Annotated in this window: 17 protein-coding genes and 1 tRNA gene (1 of these 18 only partly in view); 14 read left to right on the top strand and 4 right to left on the bottom strand. The window is 68.2% G+C overall.

The genetic code is table 11. The features are described 5' to 3' along the window. Positions 1-67 precede the first annotated feature (67 nt). From RSP45_RS10940 to RSP45_RS10975, 8 genes are all read left to right on the top strand, one after another. Entirely contained in the window at positions 68-2,041 is a 1,974-nt protein-coding gene (locus RSP45_RS10940) for an AMP-binding protein (RefSeq protein ID WP_415391977.1), read from the top strand. Then, positions 2,038-2,883 (top strand): ABC transporter ATP-binding protein, encoded by an 846-nt coding sequence (locus RSP45_RS10945; protein WP_324331055.1) that lies wholly within the window; start codon positions 2,038-2,040, stop codon positions 2,881-2,883. Before RSP45_RS10940 ends, RSP45_RS10945 begins: the two co-directional genes overlap by 4 nt. 57 nt (positions 2,884-2,940) lie before the next feature. After that, the gene (locus RSP45_RS10950) at positions 2,941-3,924 is read left to right on the top strand and encodes a branched-chain amino acid ABC transporter permease (RefSeq protein WP_415391978.1); all 984 of its coding nucleotides are present in this window, start codon (positions 2,941-2,943) and stop codon (positions 3,922-3,924) included. A gap of 93 nt (positions 3,925-4,017) precedes the next feature. After that, positions 4,018-5,094 (top strand): branched-chain amino acid ABC transporter permease, encoded by a 1,077-nt coding sequence (locus tag RSP45_RS10955; RefSeq protein WP_073064893.1) that lies wholly within the window; start codon positions 4,018-4,020, stop codon positions 5,092-5,094. A 55-nt stretch (positions 5,095-5,149) separates the two neighbouring features. Then, positions 5,150-6,448, top strand: a complete 1,299-nt coding sequence (locus RSP45_RS10960) for an ABC transporter substrate-binding protein (RefSeq protein WP_415391979.1) — start codon at positions 5,150-5,152, stop codon at positions 6,446-6,448. A gap of 55 nt (positions 6,449-6,503) precedes the next feature. Beyond that, positions 6,504-7,358 carry an ABC transporter ATP-binding protein gene (locus RSP45_RS10965; protein ID WP_415391980.1) on the top strand — a complete coding sequence of 285 codons (855 nt, stop codon included), beginning with the start codon at positions 6,504-6,506 and terminating at the stop codon, positions 7,356-7,358. A 42-nt stretch (positions 7,359-7,400) separates the two neighbouring features. After that, the gene (locus RSP45_RS10970; protein ID WP_415391981.1) at positions 7,401-8,618 is read left to right on the top strand and encodes a phenylacetate--CoA ligase family protein; all 1,218 of its coding nucleotides are present in this window, start codon (positions 7,401-7,403) and stop codon (positions 8,616-8,618) included. 28 nt (positions 8,619-8,646) lie between these two features. Continuing rightward, positions 8,647-10,068, top strand: coding sequence for a peptidoglycan-binding protein (locus RSP45_RS10975; protein ID WP_415391982.1), 1,422 nt, complete (start codon positions 8,647-8,649; stop codon positions 10,066-10,068). A gap of 359 nt (positions 10,069-10,427) precedes the next feature. On the opposite strand, the gene ykgO is transcribed toward RSP45_RS10975, so the two are convergent. Together ykgO and RSP45_RS10985 are read right to left on the bottom strand one after the other, a co-directional pair. Beyond that, entirely contained in the window at positions 10,428-10,553 is a 126-nt protein-coding gene (gene ykgO / locus RSP45_RS10980; RefSeq protein WP_036720860.1) for a type B 50S ribosomal protein L36, read from the bottom strand. Positions 10,554-10,632: 79 nt separating this feature from the next. Further along, positions 10,633-10,707, bottom strand: a tRNA-Val gene (locus tag RSP45_RS10985). A 146-nt stretch (positions 10,708-10,853) separates the two neighbouring features. On the opposite strand from RSP45_RS10985, the gene RSP45_RS10990 reads away from it, so the two are divergent. Genes RSP45_RS10990 through RSP45_RS11005 form a run of 4 tightly spaced genes read left to right on the top strand, consistent with a single transcriptional unit; the run spans position 10,854 to position 13,369 of the window. Further along, positions 10,854-11,735, top strand: a complete 882-nt coding sequence (locus RSP45_RS10990; protein WP_415391983.1) for an N-formylglutamate amidohydrolase — start codon at positions 10,854-10,856, stop codon at positions 11,733-11,735. Between the two features lie 10 nt (positions 11,736-11,745). After that, on the top strand, positions 11,746-12,639 hold the full coding sequence (locus RSP45_RS10995; RefSeq protein WP_407670336.1) for an SPFH domain-containing protein: 894 nt from the start codon (positions 11,746-11,748) through the stop codon (positions 12,637-12,639). After that, the gene (locus RSP45_RS11000; RefSeq protein ID WP_415391984.1) at positions 12,636-12,938 is read left to right on the top strand and encodes a hypothetical protein; all 303 of its coding nucleotides are present in this window, start codon (positions 12,636-12,638) and stop codon (positions 12,936-12,938) included. The genes RSP45_RS10995 and RSP45_RS11000 overlap by 4 nt, the downstream gene beginning before the upstream one ends. After that, complete coding sequence (locus RSP45_RS11005; protein WP_415391985.1) at positions 12,935-13,369, top strand: NUDIX domain-containing protein; 435 nt, start codon at positions 12,935-12,937, stop codon at positions 13,367-13,369. Before RSP45_RS11000 ends, RSP45_RS11005 begins: the two co-directional genes overlap by 4 nt. Positions 13,370-13,455: 86 nt before the next feature. Here the strand turns inward: RSP45_RS11005 and pyrF are convergent, their stop codons facing one another. After that, positions 13,456-14,136, bottom strand: a complete 681-nt coding sequence (gene pyrF / locus RSP45_RS11010; protein ID WP_415391986.1) for an orotidine-5'-phosphate decarboxylase — start codon at positions 14,134-14,136, stop codon at positions 13,456-13,458. Positions 14,137-14,287: 151 nt separating this feature from the next. On the opposite strand from pyrF, the gene clpB reads away from it, so the two are divergent. Next, on the top strand, positions 14,288-16,918 hold the full coding sequence (gene clpB / locus RSP45_RS11015; RefSeq protein ID WP_415391987.1) for an ATP-dependent chaperone ClpB: 2,631 nt from the start codon (positions 14,288-14,290) through the stop codon (positions 16,916-16,918). Positions 16,919-16,986: 68 nt separating this feature from the next. Here the strand turns inward: clpB and RSP45_RS11020 are convergent, their stop codons facing one another. Continuing rightward, positions 16,987-17,427 carry a DUF302 domain-containing protein gene (locus RSP45_RS11020; protein ID WP_324331579.1) on the bottom strand — a complete coding sequence of 147 codons (441 nt, stop codon included), beginning with the start codon at positions 17,425-17,427 and terminating at the stop codon, positions 16,987-16,989. 92 nt (positions 17,428-17,519) lie between these two features. Between RSP45_RS11020 and msrP the strand changes: the two genes are divergently transcribed. Then, positions 17,520-17,547, top strand: the beginning of a protein-coding gene (gene msrP, locus RSP45_RS11025) for a protein-methionine-sulfoxide reductase catalytic subunit MsrP (RefSeq protein ID WP_415391988.1). It continues 872 nt past the right edge of the window; 28 of the gene's 900 nt are visible here — the first part of the coding sequence; its start codon is at positions 17,520-17,522; its stop codon lies beyond the right edge, outside the window.

The raw sequence follows: 17,547 nt of genomic DNA on the forward strand, positions 1-17,547 counted from the left end.
CCGTGGAGTGCGGGTTGTGAGGGGCCCGCCCGGCATCGGCCCCCGGGGGCCGGGAAGGGGAGAGAGGATGAAGGCAGTCGCTGCGCCCCAGGCGGGCTTGCGGTCGATTCCCGCGCTTCTGGCGCGGAACGCCACGCAGATGGGCAACCGGCCCGCTTACCGCGAGAAAGAGTTCGGGATCTGGCAAAGCTGGACCTGGGCCCAGGCGCAGGACGAGATCCGGGCGCTGGCGCTGGGATTCCTGGCGCTGGGGCTGAACCGCGGCGATCACGTCGCCATCGTCGGGCGCAACCGGCCGGCGCATTACTGGGCCATGGTCGCCGCGCAGATGTGCGGCGCGGTGCCGGTGCCGCTGTACCAGGACGCGGTGGCGACCGAGATGGCTTATGTGCTGCGCCATTCGCAGGCGCGCTTCGTGGTCTGCGGCGACCAGGAGCAGGTCGACAAGATCATCGAGGCCGAGGAAGGCGACGATACGGTCGAGCAGATCATCTACACCGACAAGCGGGGGATGCGGAAATACGACCATTCCCGCATGAACTGGCTGTCCGACGTGCAGGCCGAGGGCCGCGCCGCCCACCAGCGCTTCGAGGATGAGCTGGACGCCCGCATCGCGGAACTGGACTACGACAGCACCTGCGTGATGCTGTATACCTCGGGGACCACCGGCAAGCCCAAGGGCGTGGTGCTGTCCAACCGCAACGTGATCGAGACCGCGCGCGCCTCGTCCGAGTTCGACCGGCTGCAACCCTCGGAAGAGGTGCTGGCCTATCTGCCGATGGCCTGGGTCGGCGACTTCATCTTTTCGGTCGGGCAGGCCTATTGGACCGGGTTCTGCGTGAACTGCCCCGAGGGCCCGCATACGATGATGACCGACCTGCGCGAGATCGGGCCGACCTATTTCTTTGCGCCCCCGCGGGTGTTCGAGGGCCAGCTGACCAGCGTCATGATCCGCATGGAGGACGCCGGCCGCCTCAAGAAATGGCTGTTCGACCATTACATGAAACTGGCCCGCCGCGTCGGCGTGGCGCTGACCGACGGCAAGCCGGTGGGGGCGCTGGACCGGCTGCGCTACGGTCTGGGCAACCTGCTGGTGTTCGGCCCGCTGAAGAACACGCTGGGCTATTCGCGCATCCGCGTCGGCTATACCGCCGGCGAGGCGATCGGGCCGGAGATCTTCGATTTCTACCGCTCGCTGGGGATCAACCTGAAACAGCTTTACGGGCAGACCGAGGCGACGGTGTTCATCACCCAGCAGCCCGACGGCGAAGTGCGCGCCGACACCGTGGGCGTGCCCTCGCCCGGCGTCGAAGTCCGCATCGCCGAGAATGGCGAGGTGTTCTATCGCTCGCCCGGCACCTTCGTGGAGTATTATCAGAACCCCGAATCCACCGCCTCGACCAAGGATGCCGAGGGCTGGGTGGCGACGGGCGACGCCGGGTTCTTCGAGGAAGCGACCGGGCATCTGCGTATCATCGACCGCGCCAAGGACGTGGGGCGGATGGCCGACGGCTCGATGTTCGCGCCCAAGTATGTGGAAAACAAGCTCAAGTTCTATCCCAACATCCTCGAGGCCGTGGTGCTGGGCAACGGCCGCGACTACTGCACCGCCTTCATCAACATCGACCTGACTGCGGTCGGCAACTGGGCGGAACGCAACAACATCGCCTATGCCTCGTATCAGGAACTGGCCGGGCATCCGCGGGTCTACGAGATGATCCGCAGCCATATCGAAGAGGTGAACGAATCCGTCGCGCAGGACCCGATGCTGTCGGGCTGCCAGGTCCACCGCTTCCTGGTGCTGCACAAGGAGCTGGACGCCGACGACGGCGAGATGACCCGGACCCGCAAGGTCAAGCGCGGCGTCATCGCCGAGAAGTTCGCCGACCTGATCGAGGGGCTCTACGATGGTTCGGACAGCGTCTACACCGAAACCGAGGTCACCTATGAGGACGGCCGCAAGGGCGTGCTGAAAGCCACCGTGCGGATCGAGGACGCCCGCACCCTTGCAACCCCCGCGCAAAGGATGGCCGCCGAATGATGCCCCAGACCCAACAGGCCGCCGCTGCTGCCGGCGCCGAGCCCTATGTCACCCCCGACGGCCGCAAGATCGGCGGCGTGCTGATGGACCTGCGCAACATCACCCTGCGCTTTGGCGGGGTGACGGCGATCAAGGACATCAGCTTCAACATCCGCGAGGGCGAGATCCGCGCCATCATCGGCCCCAACGGCGCCGGCAAGTCCTCGATGATGAACGTGATGTCCGGCTTCTACATCCCGCAAGAGGGCGAGGTCTGGTTCCGCGGCGAAAAGCGCCCGCAGATGCGGCCCTACAAGGTCGCGCGGCTGGGGCTGGCCCGCACCTTTCAGAACATCGCGCTGTTCGACGGCATGTCGGTGCTGGACAATATCATGACCGGGCGGCTGACGATGATGAAATCGTCGCTGCTGGAACAGGCGCTGTGGTGGGGACGGGCCGAGGCCGAGGAAAACCGCCACCGCGAGCAGGTCGAGAAGATCATCGACTTTCTGGAAATCCAGAACATCCGCAAGACTCCGGTCGGGCGGCTGCCCTACGGGTTGAAGAAGCGGGTCGAGCTGGCGCGGGCGCTGGCGGCGGAACCCAAGCTTCTGATGCTGGACGAGCCGATGGCCGGCATGAACGTCGAGGAAAAAGAGGACATGAGCCGCTTCATCCTCGACGTGAACGACGAGTTCGGCACCACCATCGCGCTGATCGAACACGACATGGGCGTGGTGATGGACCTGTCGGACCGGGTGGTGGTGATGGATTACGGCCGCAAGATCGGCGACGGCACCCCCGACGAGGTTCGCAACAACCAGGAGGTGATCGACGCCTATCTGGGGGTGGCCCATGACTGATTTCGCCCCTGATCTTTCCGACCTTTCCGCCCGCAGCCCCGCGAAGGAGACGCGCTGATGGAACAGCTGCTTTACGCATCCGAGGTCGTGGTGAACGGCCTGATGACCGGGGTCATGTATGCGCTGGTCGCGCTGGGCTTCGTGCTGATCTACAAGGCGTCCGGGGTGTTCAACTATGCGCAGGGCGTGCTGGCGCTGTTCGCGGCGCTGACCCTGATCGGCATCCAGCAGGGGCAGGTGCCCTTTGCCCATCTGATCAGCGCGTTGACGGGGATGCATCTGGACAGCTTCGGCTGGACCGTGCCGTCGCTGCTGGCGATCCTGCTGACGGCGCTGGTGATGGTTGGGCTGGCGATCCTGATCGAGGCGCTGGTGCTCAAGCATCTGGTCGGGCAGGAACCGATCATCCTGTTCATGGCCACCATCGGCCTGGCCTATTTCCTTGAAGGGCTGGGCGACCTGATGTGGGGCGCCAGCGTCAAGTCGCTGGACGTGGGCCTGCCGCAGGGGCTTTCGGAAACCGTCGAGACGATGACCGACAGCCTGTTCGGATACGGGTTCTTCATCGACCGGCTGGACATCTGGGCGACGATCATCGCCGCGGTGCTGGTCGCCTCGCTGGTTGCCTTCAGCCAGTATACCAAGCAGGGCCGCGCCATGCGGGCGGTCGCAGACGACCACCAGGCGGCGCTGTCGGTGGGGATCTCGCTGCGCTTCATCTGGGTGATGGTGTGGTCGATCGCAGGCTTCGTCGCGCTGGTCGCGGGGATCATGTGGGGCACCAAGTCGGGGGTGCAGTTCAGCCTGTCGCTGATCGCGCTCAAGGCGCTGCCGGTGCTGATGCTGGGCGGCTTCACCTCGATCCCCGGCGCCATCGTCGGCGGGCTGATCATCGGCGTCGGCGAAAAGCTGTTCGAGTTCTACATCGGCCCCATGGTCGGCGGCGCGACCGAGAACTGGTTCGCCTATGTGCTGGCGCTGCTGTTCCTTGTCTTCCGCCCGCAGGGCCTGTTCGGCGAACGGATCATCGAGCGTGTCTGACGCCGCCGCCCGTTCCGATCTTCTGTCCAGAAATATCCTCGGGGGTCCGGGGGCAGACAGCCCCCGGCACGACCGCCACGAAAGGACCGACTGATGCTTTACCGTGAAGCCGGCGACTTCAAGACCAGCTACCGGGACGACAGCCAGACCTTCCCGCTGAAGCTGGACAGGTGGGGCTATTACGCGGCGCTGGCCGTGGCGTTCCTGGTGATCCCCTTCGTGATCACCGACTACTGGGCCAACTCGGTGCTGGTGCCGTTCCTGATCTATGCGATCGCGGCGCTGGGGCTGAACATCCTGACCGGATACGCCGGGCAGGTCAGCCTGGGCAGCGGCGGCTTCATGGCGGTGGGTGCCTATGCCAGCTACAAGCTGGCCACCGCATTCCCGGAAATCTCGATCCTGATCCACGTGCTGCTGGCCGGCGGCATCACCGCGGTGGTGGGCGTGCTGTTCGGCCTGCCCAGCCTGCGCATCAAGGGCTTCTACCTGGCGGTGGCGACGCTGGCGGCGCAGTTCTTCCTGGTGTGGCTGTTCAACAAGGTGCCGTGGTTCTACAATTACTCGGCCTCGGGGCAGATCACCGTGCCGGAACGCAGCTTCCTGGGCTGGATCATCACCGGGCCGCAGACCTCGGCCAGCGCTAAATACCTGGTCTGCCTTGGCTTTGCGGTGCTGCTGGCCTGGGTGGCGCGCAACCTGACCCGCGGCACGGTGGGGCGCACCTGGATGGCGATCCGCGACATGGACATCGCGGCCGAGATCATCGGGGTGAACCCGCTGACCGCCAAGATGACCGCATTCGCCGTGTCCTCGTTCTTCATCGGGGTGGCCGGGGCGCTGCTGTTCTCGGTCTATCTGGGCGCGGCCGAGGCCAGCGAGACCTTTGGCATCAACAAGTCGTTCCTGGTGCTGTTCATGGTGATCATCGGCGGCCTGGGCTCGATCTTCGGGTCCTTCGCGGGCGCGGCATTCCTGGTGCTGCTGCCGGTGTTTCTCAAGAACGTGCTGGTCGGCTCGCTGGGCTGGCCCACCGACCTTGCCGCCCATCTCGAACTGATGATCGTGGGCGCGCTGATCGTCTTTTTCCTGATCGTTGAGCCGCACGGGCTGGCCCAGCTGTGGCGCGTGACCAAGGAAAAACTGCGGCTCTGGCCGTTCCCGCACTGATTTCAAGGCCGGGGCAGCCCGGCCAAGTCCGATAAATCCTGGGAGGAGAATGGAAATGAAGAAACGCTCTGTCCGGCTGTTCGCGGCGCTTGCCACCGCCACGGCGCTGGCCGCGCCCGCCGCGTGGGCCGATCTGGTGGTGCCCAATTTCAGCTACCGCACCGGCCCCTATGCCGCCAACGGCGCCCCCTATGCCGACGGGTTCAACGATTACTTCACCCTGCTGAACGAGCGCGACGGCGGCATCGGCGGCCAGAAGATCGTGGTCCCCGAGTGCGAGACCTCGTACAACACCGAAAAGGGCGTCGAGTGCTATGAATCGCTCAAGGGCCAGAACCCGGTGGTGATCGCGCCGGTGTCGACCGGCATCGCCTATCAGCTGATCCCCAAGGTCTCGGCCGACAAGATCCCGATGTACACCCCCGGCTTCGGCCGCACCTCGGCCCAGGACGGGCGGGTGTTCGAGTGGGTGTTCAACGCCCCCACCAACTACTGGGACGGCGCTTCGATCGCCATCAAGTACCTGCTGGACGAGCACGGCGGCGACCTGAACGGCAAGAACATCGCGCTGCTGTATCACAACTCGGCCTTCGGCAAGGAACCGATCCGCACCCTGCAGGAGCTGTCCAAGAAGCACGGCTTCAAGCTGACGGAAATTCCGGTCGATCCCGGCTCGTCGCAGGAACAGAAGTCGCAGTGGCTGCAGATCCGCCGCGAAAAGCCCGATCATGTCATCCTGTACGGCTGGGGCGTGATGAACCCGGCGGCGATCCAGGAGGCCGCGAACGTCCGCTATCCGATGGAGCAGATGATCGGCATCTGGTGGTCGGGGGCCGAGGTCGACGTGACCGCCGCGGGCGCCGCCGCCAACGGCTACAAGGCCATGGCCTTCCACGGCGCCGGGCAGAACTATCCGATCTATGACGATCTCAAGGCCCATGTCTTCGACAAGGGGCTGGCCAGCCAGGGGGGGCCGCATATCGGCACCGTGCTGTATTCCCGCGGGATGCATTCGGCCATGGTCACCGCCGAGGCGATCCGCAAGGCGCAGGAACTGGCCGGGACCGACGCGGTGACCGCCGCGCAGGTGCGCGACGGGTTCGAGGCGCTGGATATCAGCGAAGAGCGGCTGGCCGAACTGGGGCTGACCGACTTCAGCCCCGCGATCAAGACCAGCTGCGAGGACCACGGCGGCTCCGGCATGGCCCGGGTGCAGCAGTGGGATGCGAGCGCCAAGGCGTGGAACCCGATCACCGACTTCTACGAGCCGGACAACGAGGTGATCGACCCGCTGATCCGCGCCGATTCGGAAGCGTTCGCCAAGGAAAACAACATCACCCTGCGCTGCAACTGATGCGCGCAGCCCCCCGGCGGTCCGCCGCCGGGGGATCCGAACCCCGGAGAACGCCATGCTGGACACCGCAACTGCCCCCCGGTCCCCCGCTTCCGGCCCTGCCGCAGGCGAGACCATCCTCGAGGTGAACAACATCGAGGTGATCTACAACCACGTGATCCTGGTGCTGAAGGGCGTCAGCCTGTCGGTGCCCAAGGGCGGCATCACCGCGCTGCTGGGCGGCAATGGCGCCGGCAAGACCACCACGCTGAAGGCGATCTCGAACCTGCTGGAATCCGAGCGGGGCGAGGTGACCAAGGGCTCGATCAGCTATCGCGGCGAGGATGTCACCGATCTGGACCCGGCGCGGCTGGTCAAGCGCGGCGTGATCCAGGTGATGGAAGGCCGCCACTGTTTCGAGCACCTGACCATCGAGGAAAACCTGCTGACCGGCGCCTATACCCGCACCGACGGGGCGGCCGCGGTCAAGCGCGACCTGGAAATGGTCTATGAGTATTTCCCGCGGCTGAAGGAACGCCGCAAGAGCCAGGCCGGCTATACCTCGGGCGGGGAACAGCAGATGTGCGCCATGGGCCGCGCGCTGATGAGCCGCCCGGAAACCATCCTGCTGGACGAGCCCTCGATGGGGCTGGCCCCGCAGCTGGTCGAGCAGATCTTCGAGATCGTCAAGGCGGTGAACGAGGGCGAGGGCGTGACCTTCCTGCTGGCCGAGCAGAACACCAACGTCGCCTTGCGCTATGCCCATTACGGCTACATCCTGGAAAGCGGCCGCGTCGTCATGGACGGCGAGGCCAAGGCGCTGCGCGAGAACCCCGACGTCAAGGAGTTCTATCTGGGCATGTCGGACGAGGGCCGCAAATCCTTCCGCGACGTGCGCAGCTATCGCCGCCGCAAGCGCTGGCTGGCCTGAGCCCGCCGCAACCTTCCTTTCCCGCGAACAGAGAGCAGACCCGTGACCTATTACGACGAGCTGGAAACCCGCAGCGCAGATGAGCGCGAAGACAGCCTTGCCCGTGATCTGGCGCGGGCCATTGCCAATGCCCAGACCGCGCCGGCGCTGGCCCGCGCGCTGCGCGACGTGGACCCGGCCGAGATCCGCAGCCGCGCGGACCTGGCGCGGCTGCCGCTGATCCGCAAGGCCGAGCTGTCCGAGGCGCAGAAGAAGAAGCCGCCGTTCGGGGGCTACACCACCCGCCACCCGCATGAGTTCAACCACATCTTCCAGTCCCCCGGCCCGATCTACGAGCCGGGCCGGGTCGAGGGCGACTGGTTCCGGCTGGGGCGGTTCGCCTTTGCCGCCGGGCTGGGCAGCAGCGACATCCTGCACAACTGCTTCGGCTATCACCTGACCCCGGCGGGGATGATGTTCGAAAGCGCCGCCCGCGCCGTCGGCGCCGCGGTGTTGCCGGCGGGCACCGGCCAGACCGAGCTGCAGGTCCGCGCCGCCGCCGACATCGGCACCACCGCCTATGCGGGGACGCCGGATTACCTCAAGGTGATCCTCGACCGCGCCGACGAGATGGGGGTCGAGCTGTCGCTGGCCCGGGCGCTGGTGTCGGGGGGCGCGCTGTTTCCGTCGCTGCGCAAGACCTACATGGACCGCGGTATCCAGACGCTGCAGTGCTATGCCACCGCCGACGTGGGGCTGATCGCCTATGAATCCCCTGCGATGGAGGGGATGATCGTGGACGAGGGCGTGATCGTCGAGATCGTGCGCCCCGGCACCGGCGACCCCGTGCCCGAGGGCGAGGTGGGCGAGGTCGTGGTCACCACCCTGAACCCCGATTATCCGCTGATCCGCTTTGCCACCGGCGACATGTCGGCGATGCTGCCGGGCGAAAGCCCCTGCGGGCGCACCAACATGCGCATCAAGGGCTGGATGGGCCGCGCCGACCAGACTGCCAAGATCAAGGGGATGTTCGTGCGCCCCGAACAGGTCGCCCAGCTGGTCGCCCGCCACCCCGAGGTGTCACGCGCCCGTGTCGTCGCCGATCGTGCCGATGAAATGGACGTGATGCTTGTGCAACTTGAGACCACCGGCCAGAACCCCGCTGTATATGAGGCATCGGTGCTCGATGCACTCAAGCTCAAGGGCCGGGTCGAGCTGGTCGCGCCTGGGTCGCTGCCCAATGACGGGCTGGTGATCGAGGACCGCCGCCAATACGACTGAAACCGGCCCCGTTCAAAGAGGGGACGATATGGTCGGAAACAGGGTTGGTGCGGCGCTGGCCGTGCTGTTGGCGGGGATCGCGCCCATCGGCGCCGCGGCGCAGCAGGTGATCACGCCGGAAGGGGTCGTCTCGACCGTCGAGGACGAGGCGCTGTGGCAGCTGACGCTGAGCCGCGCGACCGCCGACGCCTATCGCAACTACCTGTCCAGTTTCCCCAACGGCGCCCATGCGGCCGAGGCCCGCGCCCGGCTGAACGTGGTGCTGGGGACGCTGCCCTCGGCCCAGCCCCCGGCGGCGGGCACCCCGGTGCAGCCGGCGCCGGTGCAGCCGCCCGCGCCGGTGACCTCGACCCCCTTGCAGCCCCTGGGCACCACCGCGCCTGCGGCTCCGGCGACGCCCGCGGTTCCCGTGGCCCCGGCCGGGGCGGCGCAGGCCGAATCGGCGCTGGCGCTGTCGCTGGACGACCGCCGGGCGATCCAGTGGCGGCTGAACGAACTGGGCCACGACACCCGTGGCGCCGACGGGATTTTCGGTTCCGGCACGCGGCGGGCGATCGGGGCGTGGCAGACCAGCCGCGGCTTTGCCTCGACCGGCTATCTGAACGCGGCGCAGGCGCAGGAGCTGCGCAACTCGGCCCCCAGCGCGCCGCCGCCCGGGGTCAGCCCGACCACCACCCCGGCGGTGACCGGCAGCCCCGCCGCGACGGTCGAGCCGGGCACGGGCGAGACCGCGATGGAGCTGACGCCCACGCAGAAACGCATCATCCAGTCGCGGCTGACGCAGCTGGGCCATGACACGGGCGGCATCGACGGGCAGTTCGGGTCGGGCACGCGGCGCGCGATCAGCGCCTGGCAGCGGGCGAACGGCGCCCCGGCCACCGGCTTCCTGTCGCAGGCCGAGGCCACCACCCTGCTGAGCGGCGGCAGCCTGCCCGGCGCCCCCCCGCCCGAGACCACCGACGCCGCGGCGCGGGCCGAGAACATGCTGAACCTGACGCGCGAGGACCGCATCGCCGTCCAGCAGGCGCTGGTCGCCGCCGGCCATGACACCCGGGGCGTGGACGGCACCTTCGGCTCGGGCAGCCGCCGCGCGATCCGCGACTGGCAGGCGGCGCGGGGGATGGCCGCGACCGGCTATCTGACCGCCGAGCAGCTGCGCACTCTGCGCAGCGTGGGGGCGGGGACCGCCACCGGGACCACGGGCACGAGCACGACCGCGGCAGGCGCCACCCAGGCCGACGAGGCGCGGCTGGCGCTGGGCGAGATCGCCCGGGCCGAGGTGCAGGCGCGGCTGTCGGCGCTGGGCTACGACCCCAAGGGGGTGGACGGCAAGTTCGGATCAGGCGTGCGTGCGGCGATCTCGCGCTGGCAGGGCGACAACGGCCTGGCCGCGACCGGCTATCTGAATGCCGAGCAGCTGGCGCGGCTACGGGCGCAGCGGGTGCGGTAGGGTAACAGGGGCCGGGTTCCGGCCCCATCCGCCTGGGTGATCCGCAGAAGTGGCCGAGGCCGGGCTAGCAGGCATCGGTGCGCAGACCCGCACAACCGTCCCGAGTGGGAAGCTGCCGCCCGGAAACAGACTGAACGCCGGACAGCTGGCGCGGTTGTGGGCGCAGCGGGTTCGGTAGGGTGACGGGGGCCGGGATTCCGGCCCCATCCGCCGGGCGATCCGCAGAAGCGGCCGAGACGGGGACGGGCCAGTGCGCAGACCCGCACAGCTCATCCCGATTGGGCAAACCGTCGCCCGGAAACGCAGAACGCCCGCGGTGCTGCCGCGGGCGTTCGTGTTTCCGACCTCGTGCCGGGCGATCAGCCCTGGCGCGCCTTGAAGCGGCGGTTGGTCTTGTTGATCACGTAGATGCGGCCCTTGCGGCGCACCACTTGGCAGTCCCGGTGACGCTCTTTCAGCGAACGCAGCGAGTTGCGAACCTTCATCGGTCTCTTCCTCTTCGCGGCGCTCGCATCGCGCCTTGAAACTGAAATGCCCCCGGAAAAGCCCCGGGGGCGGCGAAAATGGTGGGCGGTACTGGGATCGAACCAGTGGCCACTACGATGTCAACGTAGTGCTCTACCGCTGAGCTAACCGCCCGTGCCATGTGATTCCCGGCCCGAGAGCAGTGGAATCGCGTTGGTCCGCGTGTCTATATAGGCGACGCCAACACCCCGCAAGTGCCCTTTTACGGCCCGCCGCAGGGGTTATACTCAGGGGCAATGCCGACGACAGGCGAGACCAGAATGACCCCGAACCACGACCCTGCCGGCCCCGAGCCGCTTTTCGAGCTGGTGCGGCCGGACTGCTGGGCGGGCGGCGTGATCTTTGCCTCGCCCCATTCCGGGCGGGATTACCCCGAATGGTTCCTGTCCGAATCGGTGCTGGACCCGCATGTGCTGCGTTCGTCCGAGGATGCGTTCATCGACCGGTTGATCGCGCCGGCGGTGGCAGCCGGGGCGGTGACGTTGGCGGCCAGGGTGCCGCGCTGCATCGTCGACCTGAACCGCGGCGCCGACGAGCTGGACCCGGCGGTGGTGCAGGGCGCCGGCGCCACCTCGCCCGACCCGCGCATCCGCTCGGGTCTGGGGGTGATTCCCCGGGTCGTGGCGCAGGGCCGGGTGATCCGGCGCGGCAAGCTGACCTCGGCCGAGGCGGCGCGGCGGATCGACTGCTTCTGGCGCCCCTATCATGCCGCCTTGGGCGCGCTGATGGACGAGGCCGTCGCCCGCCACGGCCGCGCCATCCTGATCGACGTGCATTCCATGCCGCGCGAGGCGCTGTCCCATCTGCAGGGGCCGCGCCCCGACATCGTGCTGGGCGACCGCAACGGCGCCTCGGCCGCGCCCGCGGTCAGCGACGGCGTGCACCGGGCGCTGGCGGCGGCGGGGTTTTCGGTGCGGCGCAACTCTCCGTTCGCGGGGGCGCATGTGGCGGCCGCCTATGGCCGCCCGCAGCGCGCCCGCCACGTGGTGCAGATCGAGATCGACCGCTCGCTTTACATGGACGAGGCGACGATCCGGCCGCATTCGGGCTATGCCGGGCTGGCCGCGCGGCTGGCGCGGGTGTTTGCGGCACTGGCGCGGATGCGGGACGCGGGCGACGGGCTGCCGATGGCGGCGGAATAGGGGGATGGTGATGGAAGAATTTCTGACGCAGAACGCCGCGCTGATCGTGCTGGCGGTGGTGATCCTGCTGGCGATCACCTCGGCCGTGCGGATCGTCCCGCAGTCCGAGAAATACGTGGTCGAGCGATTCGGGCGGTTGCGCGCGGTGCTCGGCCCGGGGATCAACTTCACCGTGCCGTTCCTGGACCGGGTGGCGCACCGGATTTCGGTGCTCGAACGACAGCTGCCCACCAACCGGCAGGACGCGATCACCGCCGACAACGTTCTGGTGCAGGTGGAAACCAGCGTGTTCTATCGGATTCTGGAACCGGAAAAGACCGTCTACCGCATCCGCGACGTGGATGCCGCCATCGCCACCACCGTCGCCGGGATCGTGCGCGCCGAGATCGGGATGATGGAGCTGGACCAGGTGCAGTCCAACCGCGCCCAGCTGATCGAGCGGGTGCGCGAGGCGGTGGCCAATGTGGTGGACGACTGGGGCATCGAGGTGACGCGGGCCGAGATCCTCGACGTCAATCTGGACGATGCCACCCGGGCGGCGATGCTGCAGCAGCTGAACGCCGAGCGCGCCCGCCGCGCGCTGGTGACCGAGGCCGAGGGCAAGCGCCGCGCGGTGGAGCTGGCCGCCGACGGCGAGCTTTACGCCGCCGAGCAGCAGGCCAAGGCCCGCCGCATCCTTGCCGATGCCGAGGCCTATGCGACCAACGCCCTGTCCGAGGCGATCGCCCAGAACGGGCTTGAGGCCGCGCGCTATCAGGTGGCGATGAAGCAGGTCGAGGCGCTGACCGAGGTCGCGCAGGGGCAGGGCAAGCAGACGGTGATCCTGCCCGCGGCGGCGCTGGACGCGTTCGGCGACGTGGCGCGGCTGCTGGGCGGGGACCGGGTGAAGGGGGGCGGGGCGTGATCGGCTGGGAAAACGGCTGGCTGTGGATCATCGCCGCGCTGCTGCTGGCGCTGGTCGAGCTGATCCTGCCCGGCTATGTCTTCATGGGCATGGCCGGGGCGGTGGCGGTGATGGGACTGCTGCTGCTGGCCGGGATCTGGACCGGCGGGCTGCCGATGGCGCTGGTGCTGACCGCGCTGCTGTCGGGGGCGATCTGGCTGGTGCTGTCCCGGCTGCGCGGGGTGGACCGCAGCGCCACCCGCATCTGGCGCGACGACATCAACGACAACCCGCGCGACAAGGGCGGCCCCACGCCGTGAGCGAACCGGCTGCCGCATTGCGCTGGAACGGTGCCAAGCTGGTGCTGACCTGCGGCGACGCGCTGCTGGTGCTGCGCCGCGACGACATTCCGACGATCAACTGGCCGGGCTGCTGGGACCTGCCCGGCGGCAAGCGCGAGGGTGACGAATCGCCCGCCGACTGCGCGCTGCGGGAATTGTTCGAGGAAACCGGGCTGCGGCTGGACCCCGCGCGGCTGCGCGGCCGTGCCCGCGAGCTACCGCACCGGCCCGGCCGCGCGGGCTGGTATTTCCACGCCGAGATCACCGCCGCCGAGGCCGGGGCCGCGGTGCTGGGCGATGAGGGTGCCGAGCTGCGGCTGATGGCGCTGGCCGAGTTCGTCGTCCACCCCAAGGCCGTCCCGCATTTCCGCGACGTGGTGCGGGAACTGCTGGGGATGGCGGCGCCTTAGGCGATGCTGGGGGCCTCGCGCTGCGGCGTCAAGGCCGCGGCGGGGTTTGCGCGGGCGCAGGTTTACCCGCGCCGTGGCAGCTCGCCTCAGCCGATTTCGGACAGGATCGCCTGCGCGGCGGCGCGCGGGTCCGCGGCCTGCCAGATCGGGCGGCCGACGACGATATGGTCGGCGCCCGCGGCGATGGCGGCGGCGGGGGTCTCCACCCGCTTTTGATCGCCAAGCGCCGCGCCCGTGGGCCGCACGCCGGGGGTCACGATCAGCCCCGCGCCGGGCAGGGCGCGGATCGCCGCGGCCTCGCGCGGGCTGGCGATGACTCCGTCGGCGCCGGCCTCGAACGCGCGGGCGGCGCGTTCCACCGTCAGCGCGTGCAGGTCGCCGTCGCGGATCAGCCCCGCGTCCAGATCGGCACGGTCGAGCGAGGTCAGGATGGTCACCGCCAGGATCTTCAGCCCGGACCCCGCCGCCCCCTGTTTCGCGGCGCGCACCACATGCGGGTCGCCGTGGACGGTCAGGAAATCGATGTCGTATCGGGCAAGCCCGCGCACCGCGGCCTCGATGGTGGCGCCGATGTCGAACAGCTTCATGTCCAGGAAGATGCGCTTGCCGTGGTCCTGTTTCAGCTCGTTCGCCAGCGCCAGCCCGCCGCCGGTCAGCATCCCCAGCCCGATCTTGTAGAACGACACGCTGTCGCCCAGCGTGCGGGCCAGCTCCAGCCCCGCCAGCGCGTCCGGCACGTCCAGCGCCACGATCAAACGGTCGTCCATCGCCCTGTCCTTTCGGCAAAATCGGCGGTTTATCCCATGGAACCCGGCGGCTTGAAAGCCCGTTCCACGACGCACATGTGGGTGATGAGACCCGCGGGGGCCGTGCCATGACGGGCGGCGCAAGCGTGGGGGCTGTAAGGGAGAACTGCCGATGGACATGGAAAAGTTCACGGAGCGTTCGCGCGGGTTCCTGCAGGCGGCGCAGACCATCGCGATCCGCGAGGAAAACCAGCGCGTGGTGCCGGAACATCTGCTCAAGGCGCTGATGGATGACGACCAGGGGCTGGCGGCCAATCTGATCACCCGCGCGGGGGGCGATGCGCAGGCGGTGCGCCGCGCCGTGGACGAGGCGGTGGTCAGATTGCCCAAGGTCTCGGGCGGGGACGGGCAGGTCTATGTGGACAGCTCGCTGGTCCGGGTGATGGACGAGGCGCAGAAGATCGCCAAGCAGGCCGGCGACAGTTTCGTCCCGGTCGAACGCGTGCTGATGGCGCTGGCGATGGTGAACACCCGCGCGCGCGATGCGCTGTCGGCCGGGCAGGTGACCACCCAGGCGCTGAACGCCGCCATCAACGACATCCGCAAGGGCCGCACCGCCGATTCGGCCAGCGCCGAGGACACGTTCGAGGCGCTGTCGAAATACGCCCGCGACCTGACCGCGGATGCCGAGCAGGGCAGGATCGACCCGATCATCGGCCGGGATGAGGAAATCCGCCGCACCATGCAGGTGCTGAGCCGCCGCACCAAGAACAACCCGGTGCTAATCGGCGAGCCCGGCGTCGGCAAGACCGCCATCGCTGAGGGGCTGGCGCTGCGCATCGTCAACGGCGACGTGCCGGAATCGCTGGCCAACAAGAAGCTGATGGCGCTGGACATGGGCGCGCTGATCGCCGGGGCGAAATATCGCGGCGAGTTCGAGGAACGGCTGAAATCCGTGCTGAAAGAGGTCGAGACCGCGGCCGGCGAGATCATCCTGTTCATCGACGAGCTGCATGTGCTGGTCGGCGCCGGCAAGACCGATGGCGCCATGGACGCGGCCAACCTGATCAAGCCGGCGCTGGCGCGGGGCGAGCTGCACTGCGTGGGCGCCACGACGCTGGACGAATACCGCAAGTATATCGAAAAGGACGCGGCGCTGGCGCGGCGGTTCCAGCCGGTGATGGTGCAGGAACCCACCGTCGAGGACACGATTTCCATCCTGCGCGGCATCAAGGAGAAATACGAGCTGCACCACGGTGTGCGCATTTCTGACGCCGCGCTGGTGGCGGCCGCGACGCTGAGCCACCGCTACATCACCGACCGCTTCCTGCCCGACAAGGCCATCGACCTTGTGGACGAAGCGGCCTCGCGCCTGCGGATGGAGGTGGACAGCAAGCCCGAGGAACTCGACGCGCTCGACCGCCAGATCCTGCAGATGCAGATCGAGGCCGAGGCGCTGAAGAAAGAGGACGACGCCGCCAGCCGCGACCGGCTGGAGCGGCTGGAAAAGCAGCTGTCCGACCTGCAGCAGCAGTCGGCGGAACTCACCGCCCGCTGGCAGGCCGAGCGTGACAAGCTGGAAGGTTCGCGCAACGTCAAGGAGCAGCTGGACCGCGCCCGCGCCGAGCTGGAACAGGCCAAGCGCGAGGGCAATCTCGCCCGCGCGGGGGAACTGTCCTACGGCATCATCCCCTCGCTCGAACGCCAGATCGCCGAGACCGAGGGCGAGGGCGACGGCCCGCTGGTCGAGGAAGCGGTGCGCCCCGAGCAGATCGCCGAGGTGGTCGAGCGCTGGACCGGCATCCCCACCAGCAAGCTGATGGAGGGCGAGCGCGACAAGCTGCTGAAGATGGAAGAGGTGCTGGGCCAGCGCGTCATCGGCCAGTCCGAGGCGGTGACCGCGGTCGCCAACGCCGTGCGCCGCGCCCGCGCCGGGCTGAACGACCCGCGCCGGCCGCTGGGCAGCTTCCTGTTCCTGGGTCCGACCGGCGTCGGCAAGACCGAGCTGACCAAGGCCATCGCCGAGTACATGTTCGACGACGACAGCGCCATGGTCCGCATCGACATGAGCGAATTCATGGAGAAGCACTCGGTCAGCCGGCTGATCGGCGCCCCCCCGGGCTATGTCGGCTATGACGAGGGCGGCGTGCTGACCGAGGCCATCCGGCGGCGCCCCTATCAGGTGATCCTGTTCGACGAGGTGGAAAAGGCGCACCCGGACGTGTTCAACGTGCTGCTGCAGGTGCTGGACGACGGGCAGCTGACCGACGGGCAGGGCCGCACGGTCGATTTCAAGAACACGCTGATCATCCTGACCTCGAACCTTGGGGCGCAGGCGCTGTCCTCGCTGCCCGAGGGGGCCGATTCGGGGCAGGCGCGCAGCGAGGTGATGGCGGCGGTGCGGGCGCATTTCCGCCCCGAGTTCCTGAACCGGCTGGACGAGATCATCATCTTCCACCGTCTGTCCCGCGACAACATGGACGCGATCGTGCGCATCCAGCTGGCCGACCTGGAAAAGCGGCTGGCGGATCGCAAGATCACGCTGGACCTGGACGAGGCGGCGCAGACCTGGCTGGCGGACGAGGGCTACGACCCGGTGTTCGGCGCTCGCCCGCTCAAGCGGGTGATCCAGCGCAGCCTGCAGAACCCGCTGGCCGAGATGCTGCTGGGCGGCGAGGTGCTGGACGGTCAGACCGTGCATGTCACCGCGGGCGAAGGCGGGCTGGTGGTCGGCAACCGCGTCGGCACCAACGCGCCGCTGGGCGCGGCGGGCGACAAGCCGGCAGGCGCGCCGCTGCATTAAGCGAGCCGGAAACGGGAAAGGCCGCGGGGTGCGCCCCCGCGGCCCTTTTTCTTGCGAAGCAGTGTCGCTCAATTCAGCGCGTTGTCGACGATGCCGGCGACCAGCTCCTGCACCTCGGGCAGATCCTCGGCGGCGTAGTCGCGATGGCCGACGACGATCTTGCCGGGCGCGTCCGCCAGCTCATAGACGAAGATGCCATAGGGGCAGGACTGGATGTTGTGGGGGTCGCGCTCCATCACCTTGCGCGACACCACCGCCGAGCAGAAGCTGAACACATCGGCCTCGGTATAGATGTCCTTTTCGCCGCCCACGTCCGCTTTCGTGCGGTTCAGCATCGCGCCGACATGGCTGGTGTTGTCGATCACCAGCCCGGCGTTGATGATCGCATCCTCGACCGCGCCGGCGATGTCGGCGAAATCTCCCTCGGTTTCATACAGGACGGGGCCTTGGGCCAGGCCCGCCGTCGCGCTGAGCATCAGCAGGGCGGCGGCGGTGCGGAACATGGACATCGGGCACTCCTTCAAGCAATCGTGTGGCAACTTTCATCGCAGGGTCGTCCCCTTTGCGCCATGATGTCAACAAACCCCGGATGGAGGGCGCGATGCGCCGCGATGCTTCCAGACTGACCT

The sequence above is a fragment of the Paracoccus sp. SJTW-4 genome (genome assembly GCF_047716885.1).
GTDB classification, from domain to species: Bacteria; Pseudomonadota; Alphaproteobacteria; order Rhodobacterales; family Rhodobacteraceae; genus Paracoccus; species Paracoccus solventivorans.